Origin of the sequence: Acidovorax sp., from assembly GCF_046339755.1 — a bacterium.
Taxonomy (GTDB): Bacteria; Pseudomonadota; Gammaproteobacteria; order Burkholderiales; family Burkholderiaceae_C; genus Acidovorax.
On record NZ_JBKDTZ010000402.1, the window covers coordinates 1 to 21,136 of the forward strand.

The 21,136-nt window shown below is 58.5% G+C and carries 23 protein-coding genes; all 23 read right to left on the minus strand.

Features of this window, described 5'->3' with window-relative positions; genetic code table 11:
• Positions 1–118: 118 nt before the first annotated feature.
• The gene (locus tag ACK59X_RS34290) at positions 119–403 is read right to left on the minus strand and encodes a hypothetical protein (protein WP_409963933.1); all 285 of its coding nucleotides are present in this window, start codon (positions 401–403) and stop codon (positions 119–121) included.
• Positions 404–494: 91 nt separating this feature from the next.
• Positions 495–842: a hypothetical protein gene (locus ACK59X_RS34295; RefSeq protein ID WP_409963935.1), complete on the minus strand. Its 348-nt coding sequence runs from the start codon at positions 840–842 to the stop codon at positions 495–497.
• Between the two features lie 276 nt (positions 843–1,118).
• A complete protein-coding gene (locus tag ACK59X_RS34300) occupies positions 1,119–1,391 on the minus strand; it encodes a hypothetical protein (protein WP_409963937.1) in 273 nt (90 codons plus the stop codon).
• A 1,193-nt stretch (positions 1,392–2,584) separates the two neighbouring features.
• Positions 2,585–3,247 (minus strand): hypothetical protein, encoded by a 663-nt coding sequence (locus tag ACK59X_RS34305; protein WP_409963939.1) that lies wholly within the window; start codon positions 3,245–3,247, stop codon positions 2,585–2,587.
• A 262-nt stretch (positions 3,248–3,509) separates the two neighbouring features.
• Entirely contained in the window at positions 3,510–4,601 is a 1,092-nt protein-coding gene (locus ACK59X_RS34310; protein ID WP_409963941.1) for a hypothetical protein, read from the minus strand.
• Positions 4,601–5,431, minus strand: a complete 831-nt coding sequence (locus tag ACK59X_RS34315; protein WP_409963943.1) for a hypothetical protein — start codon at positions 5,429–5,431, stop codon at positions 4,601–4,603. The genes ACK59X_RS34310 and ACK59X_RS34315 overlap by 1 nt, the downstream gene beginning before the upstream one ends.
• Before the next feature lie 1,391 nt (positions 5,432–6,822).
• On the minus strand, positions 6,823–7,158 hold the full coding sequence (locus ACK59X_RS34320; protein WP_409963945.1) for a hypothetical protein: 336 nt from the start codon (positions 7,156–7,158) through the stop codon (positions 6,823–6,825).
• A 46-nt stretch (positions 7,159–7,204) separates the two neighbouring features.
• The gene (locus ACK59X_RS34325; RefSeq protein ID WP_409963947.1) at positions 7,205–7,945 is read right to left on the minus strand and encodes a hypothetical protein; all 741 of its coding nucleotides are present in this window, start codon (positions 7,943–7,945) and stop codon (positions 7,205–7,207) included.
• Positions 7,942–8,487: a hypothetical protein gene (locus ACK59X_RS34330; protein WP_409963949.1), complete on the minus strand. Its 546-nt coding sequence runs from the start codon at positions 8,485–8,487 to the stop codon at positions 7,942–7,944. Before ACK59X_RS34330 ends, ACK59X_RS34325 begins: the two co-directional genes overlap by 4 nt.
• The gene (locus tag ACK59X_RS34335; RefSeq protein WP_409963951.1) at positions 8,484–8,891 is read right to left on the minus strand and encodes a hypothetical protein; all 408 of its coding nucleotides are present in this window, start codon (positions 8,889–8,891) and stop codon (positions 8,484–8,486) included. The genes ACK59X_RS34330 and ACK59X_RS34335 overlap by 4 nt, the downstream gene beginning before the upstream one ends.
• Positions 8,892–8,898: 7 nt before the next feature.
• Positions 8,899–12,825 carry a host specificity protein J gene (locus ACK59X_RS34340; protein WP_409963953.1) on the minus strand — a complete coding sequence of 1,309 codons (3,927 nt, stop codon included), beginning with the start codon at positions 12,823–12,825 and terminating at the stop codon, positions 8,899–8,901.
• A gap of 11 nt (positions 12,826–12,836) precedes the next feature.
• Positions 12,837–13,412 (minus strand): hypothetical protein, encoded by a 576-nt coding sequence (locus ACK59X_RS34345; protein ID WP_409963955.1) that lies wholly within the window; start codon positions 13,410–13,412, stop codon positions 12,837–12,839.
• Positions 13,409–14,158, minus strand: a complete 750-nt coding sequence (locus tag ACK59X_RS34350) for an NlpC/P60 family protein (protein WP_409963957.1) — start codon at positions 14,156–14,158, stop codon at positions 13,409–13,411. Before ACK59X_RS34350 ends, ACK59X_RS34345 begins: the two co-directional genes overlap by 4 nt.
• A gap of 3 nt (positions 14,159–14,161) precedes the next feature.
• On the minus strand, positions 14,162–14,686 hold the full coding sequence (locus ACK59X_RS34355) for a phage minor tail protein L (protein ID WP_409963959.1): 525 nt from the start codon (positions 14,684–14,686) through the stop codon (positions 14,162–14,164).
• On the minus strand, positions 14,683–15,030 hold the full coding sequence (locus ACK59X_RS34360) for a hypothetical protein (protein WP_409963961.1): 348 nt from the start codon (positions 15,028–15,030) through the stop codon (positions 14,683–14,685). The genes ACK59X_RS34355 and ACK59X_RS34360 overlap by 4 nt, the downstream gene beginning before the upstream one ends.
• An 88-nt stretch (positions 15,031–15,118) precedes the next feature.
• Positions 15,119–17,830 (minus strand): phage tail tape measure C-terminal domain-containing protein, encoded by a 2,712-nt coding sequence (locus ACK59X_RS34365; protein WP_409963963.1) that lies wholly within the window; start codon positions 17,828–17,830, stop codon positions 15,119–15,121.
• A 9-nt stretch (positions 17,831–17,839) separates the two neighbouring features.
• On the minus strand, positions 17,840–18,211 hold the full coding sequence (locus ACK59X_RS34370) for a hypothetical protein (RefSeq protein ID WP_409963965.1): 372 nt from the start codon (positions 18,209–18,211) through the stop codon (positions 17,840–17,842).
• A gap of 14 nt (positions 18,212–18,225) precedes the next feature.
• Complete coding sequence (locus ACK59X_RS34375; protein ID WP_409963967.1) at positions 18,226–18,618, minus strand: hypothetical protein; 393 nt, start codon at positions 18,616–18,618, stop codon at positions 18,226–18,228.
• Positions 18,619–18,625: 7 nt separating this feature from the next.
• Positions 18,626–18,904, minus strand: coding sequence for a hypothetical protein (locus ACK59X_RS34380; protein ID WP_409963969.1), 279 nt, complete (start codon positions 18,902–18,904; stop codon positions 18,626–18,628).
• A 45-nt stretch (positions 18,905–18,949) separates the two neighbouring features.
• Complete coding sequence (locus tag ACK59X_RS34385; protein WP_409963971.1) at positions 18,950–19,852, minus strand: phage tail tube protein; 903 nt, start codon at positions 19,850–19,852, stop codon at positions 18,950–18,952.
• A gap of 40 nt (positions 19,853–19,892) precedes the next feature.
• Positions 19,893–20,288, minus strand: coding sequence for a phage tail terminator-like protein (locus ACK59X_RS34390; protein ID WP_409963973.1), 396 nt, complete (start codon positions 20,286–20,288; stop codon positions 19,893–19,895).
• Positions 20,285–20,599, minus strand: coding sequence for a hypothetical protein (locus ACK59X_RS34395; protein WP_409963975.1), 315 nt, complete (start codon positions 20,597–20,599; stop codon positions 20,285–20,287). Before ACK59X_RS34395 ends, ACK59X_RS34390 begins: the two co-directional genes overlap by 4 nt.
• Before the next feature lies 1 nt (position 20,600).
• A partial coding sequence (locus ACK59X_RS34400) for a DnaT-like ssDNA-binding protein (protein ID WP_409963977.1) occupies positions 20,601–21,136 on the minus strand: 536 nt, incomplete at its 5' end.

The following is a 21,136-nucleotide window of genomic DNA, read 5'->3' on the forward strand; positions in this document are numbered from 1 at the left end:
GGGGTCAATTTGTTGTGCGGCATTGCCGTTCGTGCCGCAGCCAGAAGCCCCCGGAGCCGCAACCAGGGTCGAGGAGTCGTCCCAGATGGTGACGCCGTGGAAGTCGACCAATCTCTCCTCAGGGAGCCTTGATTGATGGAGGCGTGGTCTTTTGCGAGTCCTCAGCCTGCACGACTTGCTGCGTTGGGGTGGCAGGCTTTGCCGTCTCTGGTGCGAACGGCTTGATGACAGCCGTTACCACCGCCGCGACTCCAACCAGGACAAACCCGATACTGCGAACAAGCGCGGGCCGCTGCTGCACCTTGTGGCCTTCCAGCATGATCTCGGGAGGTGCTCCCGCATCCACGTAGGGTTGCAGAGGGGAGGGCTTGTAAGCGGGTTTGCGAGGTAGGTTGGTGGCCATGGGTGGACTCCTTGGCCAAAATTCTAGGTCGTAAGTAAGTTGATTCCTTTCCGCTACGGGGCAGAACAGGCTATTACGAATTTCGCGGGCGTCATTCCCAGGTGAACAATTGCGGATTGGCCATCGGGGGCATGGCCTCCGCCGCCTCCCGTTGCCTAGCGGTTCTTGACTGCAGCTTCGCTTGCGTGGTGATGGGGGTAGCTGTCACCCAGTCATAGACCTTCTTCATTTGGCCTTGCTGGTATTTCTGCTTTGAATAATCAGGGACGAACACATCCACGGTGTCAACGCGGTAGCGCTGACCATCCTTTAACGCCAAGTGGTCAAAGGTGCTTTTTGGTGGAATACGCCATTCCTCAGACCTCCCACCTGCGAATAGCGTGTAGTAAACGGTTCTTGCGGTCTTGCGCGTAACGATGATGTCTAGAGTTCTTGCCATTTTATTTCTCCTAGAGCGGGGTTGTTTGTCGCTCCAGGTATTTACGGCAAAAGTCAAATAATCACCTGATAGCAGGGAAAAACCTTCATTTTCAGTTCGTAAAAAAGCCCCATCACACCGGGGCTTAGTGGGGGCAAGTGTTCAACCCCCGTCAGCACATTCACTTAATCTTTAGGAGATCTGGAGATTTACCGACAAGCGAGTATGGGAGATTGCGCTGCTCGCTTGCCGACCCCACATGTGCAATGCAGGGCATGTCTAGTCAGCGCAAAGTATTTATTCCGTGTAGCCGCGAGCTTTCATGCACATCAGTGTCAGTTCGTGGAACCGTTGATTGCTCTGCAGCAAGCTTTCCAGTTCAGGGCCAACGGCACTTCGATAACCGGTTCCAGGGGAGTGAACCTGGCTGTGTTTCTTTGCCTCGTATTCGCATTCCAAAAGGTCTTTAGTAAAGCTTTGGGTGGTAACGCCTTCTTTGGTTAAAAGGACTTTGGGTTGTGTTGCGCAACCGGTCAAAAGCGCGAGCGCAATGCAAATAAGGTATTTCATAGGTCTTCGGGTGTTTGTGGATCTAGAGGGTAATGCCGAGATGCCGTGTTAGCAATAAAGGATTACTTAGCCGCTCGCGCGGCCAAAAATCGCCGCTGTAACTCACCAGCAATCTGCGAAACCAAGTACCTCTGACTTCACCCAGAACTCGCTTTCGAGAAATCGCGATGCGCGACCGGAGCCACCGTCAGGTGGTGACAGCGCGTGAGCCCTCGATACCTGGGGAGCAGCGCGAGCCCAGGTATCGAGCGACGTAAGGAGCAGGTGTTTCGCGAGGAATCGCGGTGAATTGCGAAGCATAGATTTGCGCAAAGCGCTAGCAAGATAGCGGAACACCTATTTGTAAAGCATTTGGTATCGCATCAGACACTAAAGTGTCAGAGTCAACACATCGTTCGCTTCCGCGTACTCCGTGTTGACCAACGAACAACAAATGATTTAAAAATCAAAGGTATTCCTTAATCCTCTTCCCCATGGCAGAAACGAAAACTCATTTCAGGGAAGTTCGCCACAAACACATCCTCTTCTGCGGGTAGCTCTTGCTGTAGCCCGTTCAGTGATCTACTTGGATGCTCGGAAGCCCGGTAGTTCGTGTTGCACTGTGGATCGCTCCACACTTTGCCCAGGCCACTGACTGCCCCTGGGTTGCGCGATGCATTGCTGCATCTTGTATGTCAAACAGTCGCGTAGTTCGCTGCTTCATACTTCTGGCTGTCCTGCGATCAGGATCACGTAAAGCAACGATCAAGGGGGAAAAATGAAACCCCGTAATGGATCAAGCATTACGGGGTTTCGGGTGCTGTTTGTATGTATCTGAACCTACACACAGCGAAAACTTTGTCGCGCAATCTTGATCATTGCTTCTTCAAATCTATTTAGCTTCCGGTCTTTCCAGGGGCTGAACAGCGGGGTAAGTACAGGGATGAAAAACTCCTACTCCAAACCCTGCCCAGGTGGCAACGCTTTGCCACCCCACGCCAGTTATGGTGACACCTTCTTCCACCTTGGCGAAGGCCAGCTGTACCACTTCAATGCCGGATGGAAGCCAACGGGCCCTCATCAAGGCCCATCACTGCCAACGCACGGCATGCAGGCCGGGGACTGGTTTCTCTGCACTTCAGATCAGAAGCTGTATAGGTTCGACGGGGCAGCATGGACACGGCCTTGGGAACTTGTTGTTTGAAACAACAACTTCAGGCGGTTCCCGCGATGCCGTGAGCCACGCGCGTGAACACTGCGGTGCTGTACGCCTGGGTAGGGTGGATGATGTCGCCCGTGACATTGCCCCAGTCCGTGACTGGAACCAGAGAGCGCACATCGATCATCGGGTAGCCCTCATGCAGGCACGTTTGCTTCAGCATCTCGTTCGCGGATGCGATCTTTGCGACGGTGCGCAAGTTTTCCGAGGCGTAGAAATCCGGCTCACCTAGGTTGTCCCAAGTGTGCGAGGCCGAGGCATTGATTTCGGCGACACCAACGAATGCGAAGTGCTTGCCTGCTGCTTGGCACATCGTCGCCGCCTGTTTGACTGAGTTGGCAATGATCGGCAAGTTTGAATGGTCGATGCCACCCAGGCAGAACAGGATTGCGCCCGCGTCGGTGGTCGTGAGCAGGTTGGCAAACGTCACACCTCCAGGCAAGCCCGCTGCTTCGCGCCTTGCCGGATCAGAGGAGAAAAACGCCTCCCAGCTTGCACCACCCCTGGAGTAGTCGTAGCAGAAGTCGAAGACGTCTTGGTTGTCGTTGAGCGTGGTCGCTGGTGGTGTGGCGAGGCGCGTGACGCTGGGGTCCAAGGGGTCGCTCATCGCGCCATACGCGCCTGAGTCGCCGAAGAGAATTGCTTTGATTGCGGTCATTGGGGTTCCTTTGTTGTTATTGGCAGTTCACCCTGATGCCCTGGGCATGCAGGGCGCGGATTTGTTCGCGCGCTACGCTGATGTGGATCGGGCGCGTCTTGCGATTGCAAGGTAGCTCGGGAATGGCTTCCGCGATGTAGGCTTGCTTCGCCGCAATAGCCCACGCGTGGGCGGTGTGCTTCGTAGGATCTGCCTTTTCAAGCACGTTCGCGAGGCCTAGAGGTTGGGGTGTTACTGCTGCTGTCATGCAGCTATTTACGCGCTATGGGAACGCCCAGAACAGTGCGCTGCTACCCGATACGCCAGTAGTCGCTTCCGTGTAGTAAACCTTGGCCGTGACCTGATCCACAGCCGCCGTGCGGTCACTAGCAGGGGCGGCGTAGTAGACCCGGACCGTGACCCAGTCCACATTGGCTGTTCTGTTCACCGTTCCACCAGCACTTTCCGAGACAAAGAAGCTGAGTTTGAAATCGCTGGCGTTGACTACGGCTGGGGAGATCGGTCCCGGCGAGTCCGTGGTGATCCAAAGGTCAGTAGGGCCGCCGAACGTCGCAGTGGTCGCCACCGTAGGCCATGCCGTGCTATCAGCCTTGTAGTCGCTGAAGTAGGTGTTTGAGGCTGCGGTGCCTTTGACAAAGCCCACCTGAGCAATAAGGTTGCCTGCCGTGCCACCTGATCGAAATCGGTTGATCTTCGCTTCAAGACCCAGAATGGTCGCCCCAGAGGGAACGTTAAAGCCGAAGTTACCCAGTTCAAGCGGCGCGGTATAGAACTTCGTACTTGAAAGCGTAGAGGTCGCGAACGCGCTGTTGCTCGTCAACACGTTGTTGAGGTTGGTCCAGGCCGCGTAGAAAGATTGAGATGTGTCCTGTGTCGCGGTTGCCGGTGAAGTCTCACCTGTGCTGGTACTTGCCGCATCGCTGCCCTTTGCCCTGAGCTGTACTCCGAACGTCGAGTTGTTGATCTGCGACGCACTCAAATTCGTGCCCCACATGTTGGCGGGGCCGCCGTAGGTCGCAACAGTCTCCGTGGACGGCCATGCAGTCCCGGACGCGAGGTTGCTCCCCTGCGCTGCGCCATTGAGGACCAACTGAACTGTGTCGTCCGTGATCTGTCCAGCGGTGCCACCTGTCGCAGCCTTGGCAACCTTCACCTCAATGCCGTTTAGCTGGGCGTTGGCAGGAATGCCGAAGCCGTAGTTGGTTGCGCGGAGGTACGCGTTGGCGGTGGCCGTGGAGCTGGCAACCATGGTCGCATTGACGTTGTCGTCTTGGCCGATCTGTGTGGGGTTCTGCCAGACGGTTGTGCCTCCGCTGGTGACTGCCGAGCCGGGGATCTTGTGTGTCGTTTCCATCACGCGAACCCCATACCCGCTTGCGCGAAGTAGTTGGTGCCGTTCCAGTACAGCGTCACGATGTCAACGGCATTGGCTGCAGTGGAGAACGTGGGCGCTGTCCCGCCTGCCCACTTCGGGGTAGGGGAGAACGTCACCGTGCGGGAGCCTGTTGCGTCCTGGACAAGCCTCAGCTTGTAGGTTGCGCCATTCGTCGGTGTGGACAGGGTGATTGTGGCGTTCCCAGTCAGGGTCAACGTCTGGTTCTGCCCGGTCGTCCATGTGATGGTCTTGGCCGTGCCAGAGTTGCCCGCCGAGACCTCCGCGGATGCGAAGCCCTGCGTGCCCGTGACCACGGGGTAGAAGCTCGCCGTGGTTGAGCCCACGTAGTAGGAACCGCCGCTTTGAAAGTAGCCAGCGGTCGTGAGTGCACCAATGCCTGAGACATAGGCGTTTGTGCTGCCCAGGTACACGGTGCCGCCGCCCTTGCCGAGCAGCTTCAAGCTCGCGGATGAAGCCGTGGAATCAGCAGTGACCGTGATCTCACCCGTTCCCGGAGTGACGCGAAGAAACGAGTTTGCGCCGTATGTTGGGTCAAGGGACAGTGCCTTCGCACCCTTGATTGCCACATGGAGCTTTCCGCCTGTCCAATCGTCATCACGATAGATGCCGGTGTTCGCTTCACCATAGAAGGCAAGGCCGGGTGCGGCTTCAGTGCCGCTGGAGATCTTGATCAGGTTGGCGAAGGAGTTAACACCATAAAAGGTGTTGTCGACGCTCTTGGAAGCGTAGGCCAGCAAGTCGCTTGCACCCAGAGCACCAATGGCTGTGCGAGCTTCTTCAGGAGTCATACCTGCACCAATGACGATAGGCTTGCCGTCCAGCTCGTCCCATGTGCCGCCAGCGCCATCACCGATTGGACCTTGAGGGCCAGGCTCACCCTGGTCTCCCTTGTCTCCTTTTGGGCCTGGAATGCCTTGTGGACCCGTGTCGCCAGTGTCACCCTTTGGCCCGGTCAAGCCGATTGGTCCTTGGGGCCCAACATCCCCAGGGATGCCCTGCGGGCCCTCGGGACCAGCCTCGCCAGCAGGACCTATAGCGCCTGTCGCACCAGTAGTCCCGGACGCGCCAGCGTCACCCTGGGGCCCCTGTGGGCCTGTTAGGCCGATAGGGCCTTGATCGCCTGTATCGCCTTTGTCTCCCTTCGGTCCGGCTACGCCCTGTGGTCCCGCTGCGCCTGTGTCACCGGCTGGACCTGTTGGGCCTGCAGGCCCAGTGTCTCCTACATCGCCTTTGTCCCCCTTCGGTCCTTGGGGCCCAGCAGCACCATCGGCGCCGGCGGGACCGGTTCCACCCGTGGGTCCAACTTCGCCTGCATCACCCTTGTCGCCCTTGAGGCCTTGCGGTCCCTGTTCACCGGCTGGACCGGTTGCGCCAGTGTCTCCCTTTGCCCCCGGCAAGCCCTGCACCCCTTGCGGGCCGGCTTCACCTGTGTCGCCTTTCGGACCGGTGCCACCTGGGCCTTGTGCGCCCGTATCGCCTTTCGGACCCTGTGGACCTGGCTCACCCTGTGGGCCTTGAGGACCTGTACCGCCTGGTCCTTGGGCGCCCGTGTCGCCTTTCACACCTTGCGGGCCTTGTTCTCCCTGCGGTCCCTCGGGGCCAACATCTCCGACATCGCCCTTGTCACCTGTGTCGCCTTTCTCACCTTGCACGCCTTGCTGGCCCTGTGCACCTGTCGCGCCTTGAGGGCCAGTTTCGCCCACATCGCCTTTCACACCCTGGATGCCTTGAACCCCTTGCAAGCCCTGGGGACCGACATCGCCCGTGTCGCCCTTCGGACCCTGCGCACCAGTGTCGCCTTGGACGCCCTGAATGCCTCGTGGACCCATGGGACCCACGGGGCCTTGCTCGCCGGTATCGCCTTTCGGTCCCGTCGCGCCCGTGTAGCCCTGTGGTCCTTGAAGCCCGATGTCACCGGTGTCCCCTTTCTCGCCCTTCGGGCCTTGAGGTCCGGTCGCACCCGTTAGGCCAACTGGGCCTTGGGCGCCTGTGTCACCGGTATCGCCCTTCACGCCTTGAACGCCCTGAGGGCCTGCCTCGCCAGTGTCGCCCTTCGGACCAACCTGCCCGGTCGCACCGATTGGCCCTACTGCGCCTGTCTCACCCTTCGGACCAACGATGCCGGTGGCGACTTTGACTACCTGTGTTTCCTTCTCTTTGATGATGATGTTGTCTGCCATTACCTGGTCACCTCACGGTTGATCGTCATTGCCCCTTGCACGATTCGTTCGACAAGGCTGTTCGGCCAGACCACTTCCAAGTCGTACACCAAGTCAAGCACCTCACCTTTGAATGGGATCGCAGTCGATGCGCTCGCGGGCACGTGGAACTGCAAATGGGGGCCAGAGATGGTCAGCATCCCGGGAGAAGTGCCCGAGAGAACCGGTTGTTTCGAGTCGAAGTCCTGTCGTGCCTGAAACCGAGCAGTGCAGCCCGTGAGGTCGCGCGGACTGAAGTCGAATGAGACGATGAAGTCAGCACCTTGGTCGATGCTGATGTCGTATGTTTGAGCCATAGAAATACCCTCTGTGGGGTATTTATTGGTGGCCCTTAGTAGAGGTTCACTTGACCGGCTTCTTCTCGATGAGTCGAATGAACAGGTAGCCCAGATCGAGGTGCCACCACGCAAACCGCATGTCTTTGCGGCCGCCGTGATCGTGGTGGTTCTTGTGCATCCACTCGCCCATTGCAGGAAGTAGGAACTCCAGCCATGGCAGATCACGCGGAGCGTTGTTCTTGTGGCTGATGACCTGATGCAGGCCACCGATCAGGTGGACGCTGCCAAGCGCCATGCCGTAGCCGAATACAAAGAGCTTCCACGAGATTGCGAGCGTGATGATCGCGAAGGCGACCCACAGCAGTTGCCCATAGCGGTGCACGAAGGCGATGTCGGGATCACTGGCGAGCTTGCGCAGTCGCTTCTTGATCATCGGGACGTTGCGGTAGCGCTTCCAGATCAGGTAGCTGGGTACAGCAAGATGGGGATCGCGATCAGTGTCGCTGTGTACGTGGTGTGTGATGTGCGCGGTAGCCCAACCAAGTGGCGAGCCATTGAGCAGCAACACTGAGTACCACGTCATGAAGCGGTGCCAAAACCGCGATGTCTTGAAGGCAGCGTGGCTGAAGTAGCGGTGAAGGCCGACGCTCAGCATGAGCGAGTCGAGGACGTGGAAGACCGGCCACAGCAGAATCCACTGCCACGCAGCCCAGCCCAGTGCCAAAGCGGTGATGCCGAGTGCCATACAGGCAAGGCCCAACAGGTGGCCAATGCTGATCATCCAAAGAGGTTGTCGATAGTTCATTCTTTCCCTTGTGCGATTACGAATGCGAAGAGGTCGGAAGTGACCTCTAGCTCCATGTCCGCATCTGGGATGAATGTCATTGTGCCTTTGAGCTGGCCTACTGTTCCCTTCATGACGAACAGGAGTTCGCCCGTACTTAGCTGAAGGGTCTCGCCGGTCGCCAGTCGAATGGGACACAAGCTCGGGAGAGCATTGCGGTTCAAGTAGTAGTTGAAGCACCAGAACTCCGTGTCCTCCAACGCGGTGACGAACGAAGTTCCCGCAGGGTGGTCAGGGCGTTCCTGCGTGTAGAGGCCCGGCACGCGGTCATCCAATGCGACCCCGTCATTGACCACTGAGCAGCGGCCCGCCACGTACATGGCGCGATTGGGAGTGCGGCTACGCGCGACCGTTTTGGTGGACGTGGTGACCATCTGAGAGCCGGTGGGCATTAGGTGACGTTGCACCTTCCAGCCGAAGACCTTGTGGGTTTCGACCGTGATCTCAACCCCGTTAGCTGGCGTCTTCACTGTCCATTCTGAGCGTGATGGAGTACCTGTCATTCCTTACCCTCGTCAGGCAGTTCGCCCAGTTCGTAGATGATGGTTGGGCCGGTCGTGCCGTCCTTGGGTACAGCTTCTTTGATCGTCTTCAGGGTGTTGAAAAACGCCTCGGCCTTGGGAATCTCGCCGCGATCCATTGCGTGGTACAGCAGGTCGAGTTGCGACTCCACTGACGGGTAAAGCGCGCGCCGCTGCTGGACGTAGGCTGGGGACTCGTCAACGATGACGCCCGGCTCGGGCATGGGAATCACCTGCATGGTTTCCATGTCAATGCGATCCCAGTCATGGGCTTCGCATTCAAGGTACTGCTCACCGTCTTGAACTTGGCGTGCGATGTGTTCTACGGGGCAGGAAATCATCCTCAGGATGTCCCCGTCGCTGTTGTGTATTGCGAATTTAGGCATCGCGTATTTACTTGTGCGTCACGATGACCACCAGGGTCAGACTACCGCGATACACGCCAGTGTCTGATCCAAAGCGCTGGGCAGCTACCGAGTAGTACTGAGACGGTGGATCGGAGTACGACCAAGCGGCAGCACCGAAACCGTTGGTCACTTCGCCCCCGCTGCCTGTGATGTTCCCGTATGCAGGCGACGTGTAGTAGTACTCGATCTCTGGACCTTTTTCCCCAGCTTGGTTGATGCGCTTGATCGCTACGCCATAGAAAGCCATTGCAGTGAACGACCGAGCATTGGGGGGCACATAGGCTGTCAAGCTGGTGTATGACCCGCTGCTCGTTGAGCTGTAGACCGTTGAGACGGCACCGTTGGCAATCTGAATGCTGTCCACTGCGAGCGCCCCGATGATTCCGGAACCTGCCGTAATGGTGTTCGCCTGCATGTGCGTGGCGCCGATAGAGTACGCGGCGATCTTGCCTGCAGTGATCGAGTTCGCGAGGATGTGATACGAGTCGATGGAACCCGCCTGAATCTTGCCCGCAGTAATGGCATCGGCTGCGATTGCTGCTGACGTGACCGCATTCGCGGCGATCGAGCTGCTGGTGACGGAGTTCGCTGCCATCAAGTTGCCCGTGATGGTGTTCGCGGCCATCTGGTTACCGGTCAATGTTCCTGCATAGATGTCAGCCGCGAAGATTTTTCCTGAGAACAGCTCGGAGTAGCTACCCAGCTTGCCGGTCAACTTCGCTACTTCGATGGAGGCAATTTGGCTGCTAGTAAGCTGGCCCTGAATGCTGACCGCTGGGACTGTCGGGACCATGGCAGTCCATCCACTTGCGCCGTAGCGATAAAGCTTGTTGTCGTTCGTGCTGACGAACAGATCCCCATCGGCGTTGTTCTGCGATGGGAACGAGCTGCCGGTCAAGATGCCTACACCCTTCCACGTGCCGTTGTTATAGGTGTAGAGGCGGTTGTCTGGGATGTTGAAGAAAGTGTCGCCGTTGACGTTGCCGCTGGTAGGCAGGCCGTAACCACCTGGGACGCCCGCGGGAGCTTTCTGGCCAGTGCTGCTCGCAATGGCGAAGTTCAACCCGTTGCCTGAGCGATCGGTTGTGGGTGTGAACTTGTCGTACGCAGCGATTTTGTAGTAGTAGGTGACGCCCGCTGGAACAGGGGTGTGGAGGCTGGTCGCCAAGCCCGATGAGATGTGGTTGGACTCCGAGGGGATGAAGTTGGGAGTGCTGGCACGCCAGATGTGATACCCCTGCAAGTCCTTCTCACTATTGGCAGTCCAAGTGAGGTTGGTCGCGATGTACAGCGCCTCCGAGTAGAAGTTCTGCACTGTCGCGGGCGGGCTGTTGGAGAAGGTCGCAGTGGTGGCACCGCTGACGTTGTTCTGTACATCGCGTGCTCGCACCTTCACCAATACGGAGCGGCGAGGGCCGCCAGTGTCCGCGCTGTTCAAGGTGTAGGTGTAGGCAAAGCTGGTCATCGACCCTGGCGCTACTGCTGGTACATACGCGGTGCGCAGCACGGCCTGCGTGTCAGGCCTGCAGATCTGGATCTCGAAGTCTTTGAGCTGCACGGGCTTGGTGCGATTGCTCAGTGGGTTCATGAACTCAAAGTTCAAGTCCACGTCATAGAACTCAGTGCCGCCGCCCACCACACGCAGGGTAGTGACCGGGTCAAGGGCGGACGTGCCCACGCCATCCAGGTTGTAGGTGTACTGAATGCTTTCCGCAGGGCCTACCTTGCTGTTGACGCCCATGGCCTGGACCGAGAAGTCGAACAGGCCGGCCTCTACGTTGTTGAGATCGAAGGTGCGTGCCCTGATGTCCGTGACAGTCCGGTACGAGCCGTTGTTGTATCTGTGCTTGACTATGTAGCTGCTGACGGTGCCTGTCTGGGGTGCGTCCCAGCTTAGGACTAGGTTGCGCTGCACTCGGCCCTCGAAAACGCTTGCCGTGGGTTGAACCTGGAGATTGCGGGGCTTGGACAAGGAACCGGGGATGCCGCCGCCACCATAGACTGGCGGCGTGGTCACCAGCCCATTCTCCACATAGGCGTACTTGGCTGGGTCGTGGAAAACCGCTTCGACCTTCATGATGCCCGGCGAATCCTGGCTGATGCGCAGCACTCGGAAAAGACGAGGCGAGATTGCACTGGTCACCATGAACGACGCTCCGGGCTTGGGCACAACCGCAAAGCTACTGCTGAGATTTAGGACTGTGTGGGAGCCGGCCTGATTGGTCACGTTCATGGTGACGTACTGGAGAGGCCCGGCGGCCTCGCCGGGTGCAGCCTCACCCGCTGGGACCACGATGTCGATCTTGGACCCGGCAGTGATCGTCACGGGCTGATTCAGCGTCACGCTGTTGGTGGTTGCTGAAACGATGCGCCCCTGGCCTGCCTGGCTGGTGTAAAACTCGTCATACACCTTGATGATGTCGTTGATCTTGAGATCGAACTGAGCGAGGGATGTCTCGTACGAAACGATGCTGTCCTGGTTCTGAGCGGTGTAGAGCGTCCATTTTGCTGCGCGCATGGCCTGCCCCAACGAGGTGGCTCCGTAGGCAGCGGTTTCCGTGAGGTTGTAGCCGTACTTGTCGAAAGCGGTGCCGTCCTCCAAGGTGTAGACCTTTGGCAGGTAGCGGTCGTTTTTGTCGTTCCACGTGATGTTGGCTGCGGTGTACCGCGTGCCTTTCGCGGAGCTACTGTAGGTGAACTTTCCACCGATCACATTGCTGTTGCTGACCAGCTTCACCGGTTCGCCGGGACGATCCTGGCAAAGGGTGATGAGACCGCCGCTGAAAACGATCATGGCGCGCATTGCACCAGCGACCATTTGCAGGAGCTTGTACGCTTCGCCTCGCACCGTGATGGGGCTGTCGAACGTGAAGCGAGGTTCGTGGCCGCCGCTGCCGTCAGGTACCAGCTCATCGTTGTACTTGGCCGCACGGTAGAAGCTCCATTTGTCCACATCGTCTTCAGTGAGGTCGTCCCCACCAAGACCGTAGCGGTTGTTGGTCAGCAAATCGAACAGTACCCACGCCGGGTTGTTCGTCCACTCGTACTTGAATGCACCGTTCCAAGTCCCCGTGTACTGGCGGGTCAGTGGGTTGTAGTTCTGGGGAATTGCGCACTTGATGCCGCGCACCAAGTAGGAGCGATGAGGGATTGAATCGCCCACGCTCTCGGCGTCAACGCTCAAGCCCACATAGGCTGAATTGGCGTACTCCAGTTGGACTTCGTTGATTTCCGTGATGCGGCTGAAGACCGTCGCGCTGATGTCGAGGGTGCTGGTGGAGTCTGGGGTGAGGCGTCGCACTCGGACTTCCCAGATGCCGTTTGAAGTATTGGGACGCGCGACGTAGTAGGTTTTCTCGTAGGCACGTGTTGCCTTGCCCTCGATGACCAGTTGGCCGCCCACCTGTTGCCATGTGCCGCCCTGAGAGCGCCTGTCGATTGCGAGGGTCACAGTGTTGCCGTTGAGGTCGCCGGTCTTGTCGTCGCGAAGGTTCAGGCCGTTGGGTAGCGCTATGGTTAATCGCACCGCATCAATGTTGGCCTCGCTCGTGGCCTTAGACGGCGACAGCGCAGTTGTGATTTCCGTGTTGACTGCCTTCTCGGATTCGGTGCTCGGGAAGCCCGGCATTGGGGACTGGGAAGGCATGCCGAAGCGCTCGTCCCAAACCACGCGCGGATAGTTCATGCTTCCGTCTTGCGCTTGAACTGGAGTGTCGTTGAGGTAAACGCTCTCCAGGCCGTTGACCAGACCCTCGATCTCGCCCTCGCTGATCAATTCCAGGACGCGGACGTTGGCAGCGCTGCGCAGGGTGTTTTCTGCTTCGATGGGACTGCGTGCACCACCACCGCCTTTGCCGCCTTCGCCTTTGATTTCCTGGGGAATGAGTGGCTTGTTGTTCTTGTTCGTTGCCATGCTGTTCTCGGTTAACTGATCATTTCTTCCACGTAGATACCTGCGCTCATTACGACGCTTCCGGTCAGGCATTCGCCATAGACGAGCGGGACTGGTGCCCCTTGCACAGTGGTGTTCACTGGGCCGTTGAAGATGAAGCTGCCGCGCTCTTCCGGGCGTTCGCTGCCACCGCTTGAGTCGGGGGAGGGGGCCAGTGCTTGGGTAATCGCACCGACGACCACTGCAACTGCGATGTTGAACACCACATAGGCTGCGACCGCCGCATAGCCTTGCAGGCCCATGAAGGTGAAGGCGCCGATTTCGATGCCCCCGCCGTTCACTGAAGCAACGATGTACACATCGGTCACGTCCTCATCGAACGGGGCGTTCAAGAAATTGGGATTCACGTTCCTGTAGCCGTCGTCCGTGCCGTTGCCCACTACGATGCGCATCACCTCTTCGGCTTGCGCGAGGCTTCGCATCTCGGCTTCCCAGCCGTCAACGTTGCATTCCAAGCCACGGAACATCTGCATGGGGCTCGACACGTGCATTTCGATGGGCACGGCGCCGAACTTCTTTGCCAGGGATGAAATCAGGTGGATCTTCATGGCTGGTACCTCAGGTACTTCACCACGAAGCGCTTCCAGTGGCTGAGCGAGTCGGTGCGGCTTAGGCCTCGGAACACGTGATGCGTCAGCTCGTCTTCGCCAGTGATGACACCGGAATGGTTGACCACCTGGGCGCGCACTCGGATCAACACTGCATCGCCGACGCGCGCTTCCTTCTCTTTGATTTCCACGAAGCCAAACGCCTTGTAGTTCTCCAGCAGAATGTCTCGGGGCGGTGTGACTTCGCCGGTAACCGGATTAGTCTTCGGCTCCCACCAGTCCATGCCGCGTGGGAGGTTGGGAATGTCATGACCTTGTAGGCGGTAGTAGTCGCGCGCCACTGCGTAGCAATCCGCCAGTCCGTTGACGTATTCCCTGCCCAGAAGCGGAGGTATCACGCTGTCGTCCATCCAAAGGATGTCGCTGACCGTCTCACCCTCCGTAGACACGATGCCCCAAGGGACGCGGCCCTGCATCCAACACTGCATGTCTGCCTCGGACGGCCACCTGGGGTCGTAGGTGAGCTGGTCGGTCAGCTTGTGGGGGTGGCTGTGCAAGACCGCCTGGATGTGCTTCTCGTGCTTGACCAGAAGCACCGGGTCAATCTGGAACTGGTTTCCCGGATTGGCCGTCTCGTAGTTGCTGCGGATGTACCGGCCTTTGACGATGAGGCCCGAGGCCTCATGGGGGTACGCCTCAAGGACGTGCGCCCTGAAGTCTTGGTACGCTTTTTCTGTGATGTTCATTTGTTACCTCAGTCGGCCTACGCCGGGGAAGCCAGCGTCCTTGAGCACTTGTCTGCGAGGTAGCTGCATGCCGAAGCGGTCAAGGACGGATGTCATTTGCCACGTAAGTTCCGTGGGTGTGTGTTCGACAAGCTGCTCGATCAGGAACTTGTCCGGGGGAAGGAACGCGTTGGGATCGGCATTGACATTGCCATCCACGTAGTTCTCAAACGTGCGGTATCGGGTCAGCTTGCCGCCCACCAGATCGCCCAAGCCGATGACCTCTGCGAGGAGCAATCGATGAACGTTGCTGATCTTGAGCATCGGGCGGGGCAGGGCGCCTGTGCCGGAAATGTCCCAGCCTGATGTGGAAATGGGCATGGGGATGTAGGTCTCGCCGCGCCATGTCACGCCCGCAGGAGCCACGGCATGCGGGGTGAAGCGGTGGATACCACCGCCCAAGCGGGTCAGGTCAAGGACATAGAACTCCACGTACCCGAAGGTGCTGGAGGTGTCTTGAAGTTGCTGAGCAAGTTGCTGGGTGATCATGCGTACACCTGCCTGAGCTGGAAAGTGAACGAAGTCAGCCCGTTGTCGTGCGAAGCTGTCACGGAGTCGGCAACGAAGCGGTATTGCCGAGGAGCAGCGTCGTATGCAGACTTGAACAGGAACGCTTCCGTATAGCCGTGGAAGTTCACGAAGTTCCACATCGTGGCCTGCTCCGTGTCGTCCAGATGCTTGATGCTTGCGGACCAGATGTCTCGCTGGCTGTTGTAGCCAAGCGGAAAGACTTGCTCGGCGCCCTGGTACTCCGCATACAGAATCTTCTGTGTCCTGTTGCGGGTAGAGCTTTGCGAGACCCTGTCTTGAAAGGGTAGTGTTTGTAGTGCCATGGGAACCTCCTGCGAGCGCAGGTCATTGGGGAATGGTTGTGAGGTGTGCTCACAACCAGAGGCTTTGCACCTCGGTCCCGGTATTTAGTTAGAACGCGCGAGCGGCCAGGGGATTGCTGATGCCGCCTGGACGTCGTTGTGTGGCAATGCGCGAGTCCGCGATGCCGGGCACTTGCTTCAGTGCTTCCGCAACTGCGCGTGCGACGATGGCTCCCGTCTCTTCGTTTGTTGTTCCACCCTGCACAGTGACAGTGATGTGGTTTGTGACCCCGCCACTGCTCTCCGTGGAGCTGCGCTGATGGTTGGGGACGACGCTACCGCTTGCGCCGAACTTCACCAGCTCCGGCCCTTGCTCGCCCACCCACGTGGTTTGCCCTGCTGACACGGGACCGCCTGCAGCACGACCAGGGAACTTCAACCCGATGGAGCTTGTGCTGCCGCTGCTGAGGCTGTACATGGAATTGGTGCTCGTCCCAGAGGTCGCAGCGCCCATCACGCCGCCGATGATCCACTTGAAGAGACCTGTGATTGCCATCTTGGCGAAGATCGCACCCAGGTCAGCGATCACGCTGCGCGCCATGTCTGCGAAGGAGAGCCGACCAGTTCGCGCCATGTTGGAGAAGGCGTTTTCCAAGGTACCAGCAACGCGCGTGCCAGCCTCTTCCATGACCTCGAAGGTGGTCTTTGCCTCGCCTGCGTACTTCTTCAAGCCTTGCAGGAAGCCAGCAGTTCCATCGCCATCCTTGGCTGCGAACTTGGACTCAAGACCCTTGCGCGATGCAATGAGGTCGTTGGCTTCGGCCCTGGCTTTAGTAGCGATGGCCGCCTTCTCTTCCTCGTTCGTAATGTCCTTCGTGAGGTCGTGAATGGTCTTCTTGAGGTCAAGCTCGATCTGGTGCAAGTCGTTCTGGAGTTTGATCTCGCGAGTTGTCAGGCCCTGCTGTGTGAGTTCACGCTCCTGCGTGGCGATGTTCTCCAAGCCCTTATCGCGGAAGCCGGTGAGGATGTCGGCCCTGGCCTTCTCCAACTCAATGCGGCGCTTGTCGCGTGCTTCCTGCTCAACTGCGTTCTTCTTCTCGCCCTCTGCATTGGCTTGCTGCTCCTTGGCTTCTTGCTGTGCAAGTGCAAGTAGCGAATTGGCGGCCAGGAACTCGTTCTTTTGAATCTCCGTGATCTTGAGCTTGCCCGATGCGATCTCATCGAGGAACTTCACGCGGTCCTTCTGGGCACTGTTGAGCTTCTCCTCGTTGTTGAGTTCTGCAATGGCTTCGGATGTGCCCAAGCGGGTCTTGTCCATCCAGTCGCTGTATGGGTCTTTCTCTTTCGTGGCTTTGTCCTTGTCTGGCTTTCCCACGACGCCGCCGCCCACCTTGTTCTCTGCCGATGGGTCGCCTTTGAGAGCCAGAGCCGTCGCATCAGCTTCGCCGCGCACTGCGGCGTCATTGAGCTTGTTTGCTTCGCGCAGTCGTTCTTGCGCCGCAGCGAGCTTCGCGCGCTCGTTCTTCAATGCTTGGCTGTCGCCTCCCTGCGTGTGCATGGGCGAGGCTTCCATCTTTGCGATGGCTGCGGTTGATGCCGCGACATCACCCCTTGCCTTGGCAGCAGCCTCGCCGGAAAGCTCCGCAGCGGTGCTGTTGCCAGTGAACCTGCGGATGATGGAGGCCGCTGTCTGGGCTGCTGACACGATCTTGCCAAGGAACTTATCCAGGTAGGGAAGAACCGTGGTGGCAATGGACTGGGCCATGCCCATGAAGGCGCCTTTGAGGTGGTCGATCTTGTCCATGAAGTCGCCGCTTTGCTTTGCCAAGGACGTGCTCATGAGCTGGCCCGTCTTCTTCATGGTGTCGTACATGCGGCTCTGCTTCTCGTCGGCTTCCAGCACTGAGGTCTTGAGCTTGTTGTACTCACTGCCCAGGGCAACCAATCCAAGTGCTTGACCCTTCGCTGCGTCTTTGTGATTGGCCGCTGCAACCACCACCTCGCGCATCAACTCGATGTGGGTTTTCTGCTCGCCGTTGGCATCCTTGGTCGAAACACCCAGCTCCTTTAAGGCCAGGGCGACCTTGCCGCTTTCCTCGTCCTGCTTCGCCAGCTTGGTGGCCAGTCCTGTCGCCGCCTGGTTCCAGGCTTCAAAGGAACTGCCGCCTTCCGCTGCCAAACTTTGGAGCAAGCTCAAGCGCTCTGCGGCGATACCTGTCTCGTTGCTCAGGTCGTCAACTGCAGCGGCTGCGCCGGCAACCTTGAGGGTGATCGCTGCCGCAACGGCTGCTACCGCTGCACCGACGACCAGAAATGCCGCGAAGGTAGCCGCGATGGCTGCAACTCCCGCTCCTGCCGCCATGGCAACCGGGCCAAGGCCGCGAAGTGCAGTGCTTGCTGATGCGATGCCTTCGCCTGCAGACGCGCCGCCGGTGGCTACGTTGGCGAAGGAACCCGAAAGGCCCTTGATCTCACCCGTGAGATTCGCAAGTGTGTCCTTGAAGCTCACGGACTTCTTCTGTGCTTCTGCGAGCTTGTCCAACATGGGCTTCGCGTCGTTGGCAACGCCCAGTTGCGCAGCGCGCATGGTCTGAAGCTCCACCTTGGTTTTGCCGACCGCATCGGCCTGTTCCCTCAGCTTGCGGAGGAACTTGTCTGCGTCCGATTCGGCCCTTCGTTGGGCTGCACTGGTATTTGCCGTCTCTTTGTTGTATTCGCGGGTCTTAGTTGTGACCTTGTCCATTTCCCTGGACGTTTCCAGAAGCTTGTCGCCTCCGACTACGCTGAGCCTCAGCTCCGCGATGCTTGAGAAGTTGCTCATTCCCTCACCTCATTTGTTGCTTGCCTTTCTTTCAATAGCCATCTGCTCCGCCCATGCTTCGTCCAGCTTCACTATCGTTTTTCGCTCCCACCTGTTGAGGCGAAAGTCGTTGAAGCGCTCGTACGCTTCGATCTGTTGATACGTAATCAGTCGTGCCCCGTTCATGCCTTCGTCCCTGCGCTGGTGCAGGTCGTTGAAGAGGCCCATCACGTACATGTACTCATCTGGAACACGGGCCGTAACTTGAGGGATTTCGGGGAACATCTCCGCGATCAGCTCCAGGGGATCACGCTTCTCCAGACGTGCGGGCGTTTGCACCGACTTCCAACGCGAGCCGCTGCCGTGGTCGTGATGTACCGCCACGGCGTGGCGTAGCTGCATGCACAGCTGATCGGTTACTTCGCGAAAAAATTGGCGCGTTCCAATAGGTGCACTTCGATCTGGCCGACCAGCGCAGCGTTCTCGGGATCACGGACAAACTCGGCGATCTTCTTCTTGCTGAACTTGCCTCCGAAGAAGTCGTCGTGGCTCCAGCCAGTGATTGCCGCCGTGATGAAGCTGTGGCGCTCCGCGATGTCGAATTCGGTTGTCTTGCCATGCTCGCCCGCTTCCGCGCGGCGCTTGGCGCTGAGCAGTACCTCGTCGAAGACTTGCGTACTGTCCTGGCCAACCATGGTGATGGTCAGAGGTTCGTTGTCGCCGGTGAAGACCAGCTCACCCGTGATCGGGTGCTTGAGTTGGAGCGTGGACGGAACAGGGCGTAGTTCCTTCAGGGATGCAATGATCATGATGTTTTTATTGTTTTGGGAGCTTGGCTAGCACTCGCTCTACGATGCTGGGCATCTCTTGGAGTGTCAGTTGGTTCATGCCCTGCGGTGCTTGCTGGGAATGACCCTCGTCTAGGGCAACGATGTGATCCTCGTAGTTGGTCACGTCGAAGCCATCGGTATTTACTTTCAGGCTGTAGCCCTTCCTGGCTTTGCCTGTGTCGATTGGTGTGCGGTCATGCATTACCTGGAAAGTCTCCTCGCCCAGGGCCTGGATGAACGCTTTCATGAACTCTTCTGCGGTCATGCGCTGATACGAAAAAGGGGACTGCAAGTCCCCCTCATTCTTTCCTTACAGATCAACTCGCTGGTGACTCAGCACCTTGAAATCCGCAGTCGGATCGCCCACCCAGTTCACTGTCTGGATCGTGGCGCCATCGCTGTCGAGGGGCGTGCTCACCGCAGTGAACAGCGGGTTGTGGATGGTCCACACATCCTTGAACGTGCCGTTCGTAGCTTCAACCACCAGGGGCTCACGGGTCTCGTTGAAGTAGCGGGTCATCATCGCGCTGTCTTTCGCGAGCACGGTGAACGTGCCGGTCAGTCCCATGTTGCCCTTTGTGATGCTGTATGCCTGCTTGCTGCCCAACACGTTGTTGGCCGTCAGGTTGCGGGTGCCAGCGAAGCTGAACGAGGTCATGTAGCCGATGACGGTGCTGCCCATCTTGAACACGCAATCCAGGTGGACGTAGGGATCATGATCCGTCGCTGGAGTGGGGGTGCTGTCCAGCAAGGTGGTGTTGGTCTTGAAGTCCACGCCCACGAAGCCGAACTCTAGAGTGGAGCCGTTGCCATCGCTGATGTTGAGGTTCAGCGTGTTGGCGAAGCAGTCGTGGTACGAGTAGCTGTAGGGAGTCGCTGCATCGGTCTGGGTGTCTTCAAACAGGATCGGCACGTTCTCTTTGCCATTCGTGATCACGTTGTTTGCGTAGGAGTTGCCGAAGAACGATTCCAACCAGGGGTCGGTGACACGAGGCTTGTACGACACAACCACATTGCCCGCAACGGAGCGATTGCCCAGGCGTGTCTTGCTGGCCACGCCGTAGCCAGTGATGGATGGATCGTTGATGGTTTCGCGTGACTCGGCCACTGCGAAGGAGCGCACGGGCAGGGAAGTCATGCTTGGGGTTGCTGGCGAACCAGCGACCTGCGCGAAGGAGATGCGGCGATTGGAGCCGGTTGCTGTGTATTGCATTGGGTTTACCTCAATTGTTTTTCTTATTTACGGAACGCCCTCAGCGTTCATTTCTTTCCCATCTGACGTAGACAGAGGTCTTGAACCACGCCCCGTCTTCAATGGCATTGCCGATCCAGGCTTTGGTGATGCGCAGTTGCCTGCCGTCTACGGACAGCGAGCTACCGCGTTCATTGAATGCCGCGCGGATGTCTGCGAGCAATGCCGATGCATCGCCCGATCCTTTCGGGGTGAATAGGTCGATCTGCAGCGTCCCTTGCTCGATCAAGTAGCCGTCGCGGCCGATGGCTCCGGTCGTGCTCTCTGCGCGAAGGAGGGTAGGGCGCACCCACTGCTCGTTCGCCTTGGGCTGGATCAATGGCTGGTTCGTAAGCTGTTGGCGTGGCAGGCCAGGAACAGTCTGGAGCTGGGCAATCAGTGCTTCGTAGATGCTCATACGGTCACCGTTGCCTTGTAGAGAACCACAGCAGGCCCGGGCTGTAGGACATCAATGGTCTCGATGCGGTACACGTCTTTGCCGTGTTCCATAAACATCCCTACCTGGGGCGTGAACTTGGTGCCGCTGGCGATAAGCATCACCTTCTCTGCGGTGATGACGCCTTGCGCGTCACGCTTGCTCTGGTTCGTCAGCACTGCCGGTGCGGTGCCTGCCGAGCTGCCGTCCGGCTTCTTCATCTTGTAGATCGCGCCAAACTCGCGAATCTGGCTGGCGCTCAGTTGCTGGAAAGGGGTGTAGTCGAATGCCATCTCACACCCTGATTCGCCAGTTGGCACCTGCCTTTCGCAAGATCGGGCCGAGGATCAATGCCACTTTCTCCAGGCCGGGATACTCGGCTTGGGCTTTGGGGGCGGAATAGGTGATGTCGCGACTGATCACGTCGACGGAGACGCTTTCGCTCTGGATGGTCCCAGAAGCAGGGAAGGGCATGACGTCCTGGCCTGCAAGCGCCAGCAGTGCAATTTCGCATTGGGCGTCTCGTAGGGCGCGGGGTATGGCCGCGCGTGCAATCACGCGGCCCGTGGTGTCTTGGAAAGCAGTGCGGGGGAATAGCAGGGGCTGGTGATCCGACAGAAGCGAGCCCAAGAACTGCGAACCCCAGAGGGTGTCAACGCTGCGAGCTGCGACGATGAGCGCCTGCTCAAACGTCTCCGTGTCTGTGGTCGAATCCCAGTCGTTCCCCATCGCGGCGTGATAGGCGTCGGCATCGGCCAGCGAAACAGAGCTGGTCGCACCTGGGACGATTGCGCCGGTTTCAACGGGAATGGTGGGCATAGGTGTACCTC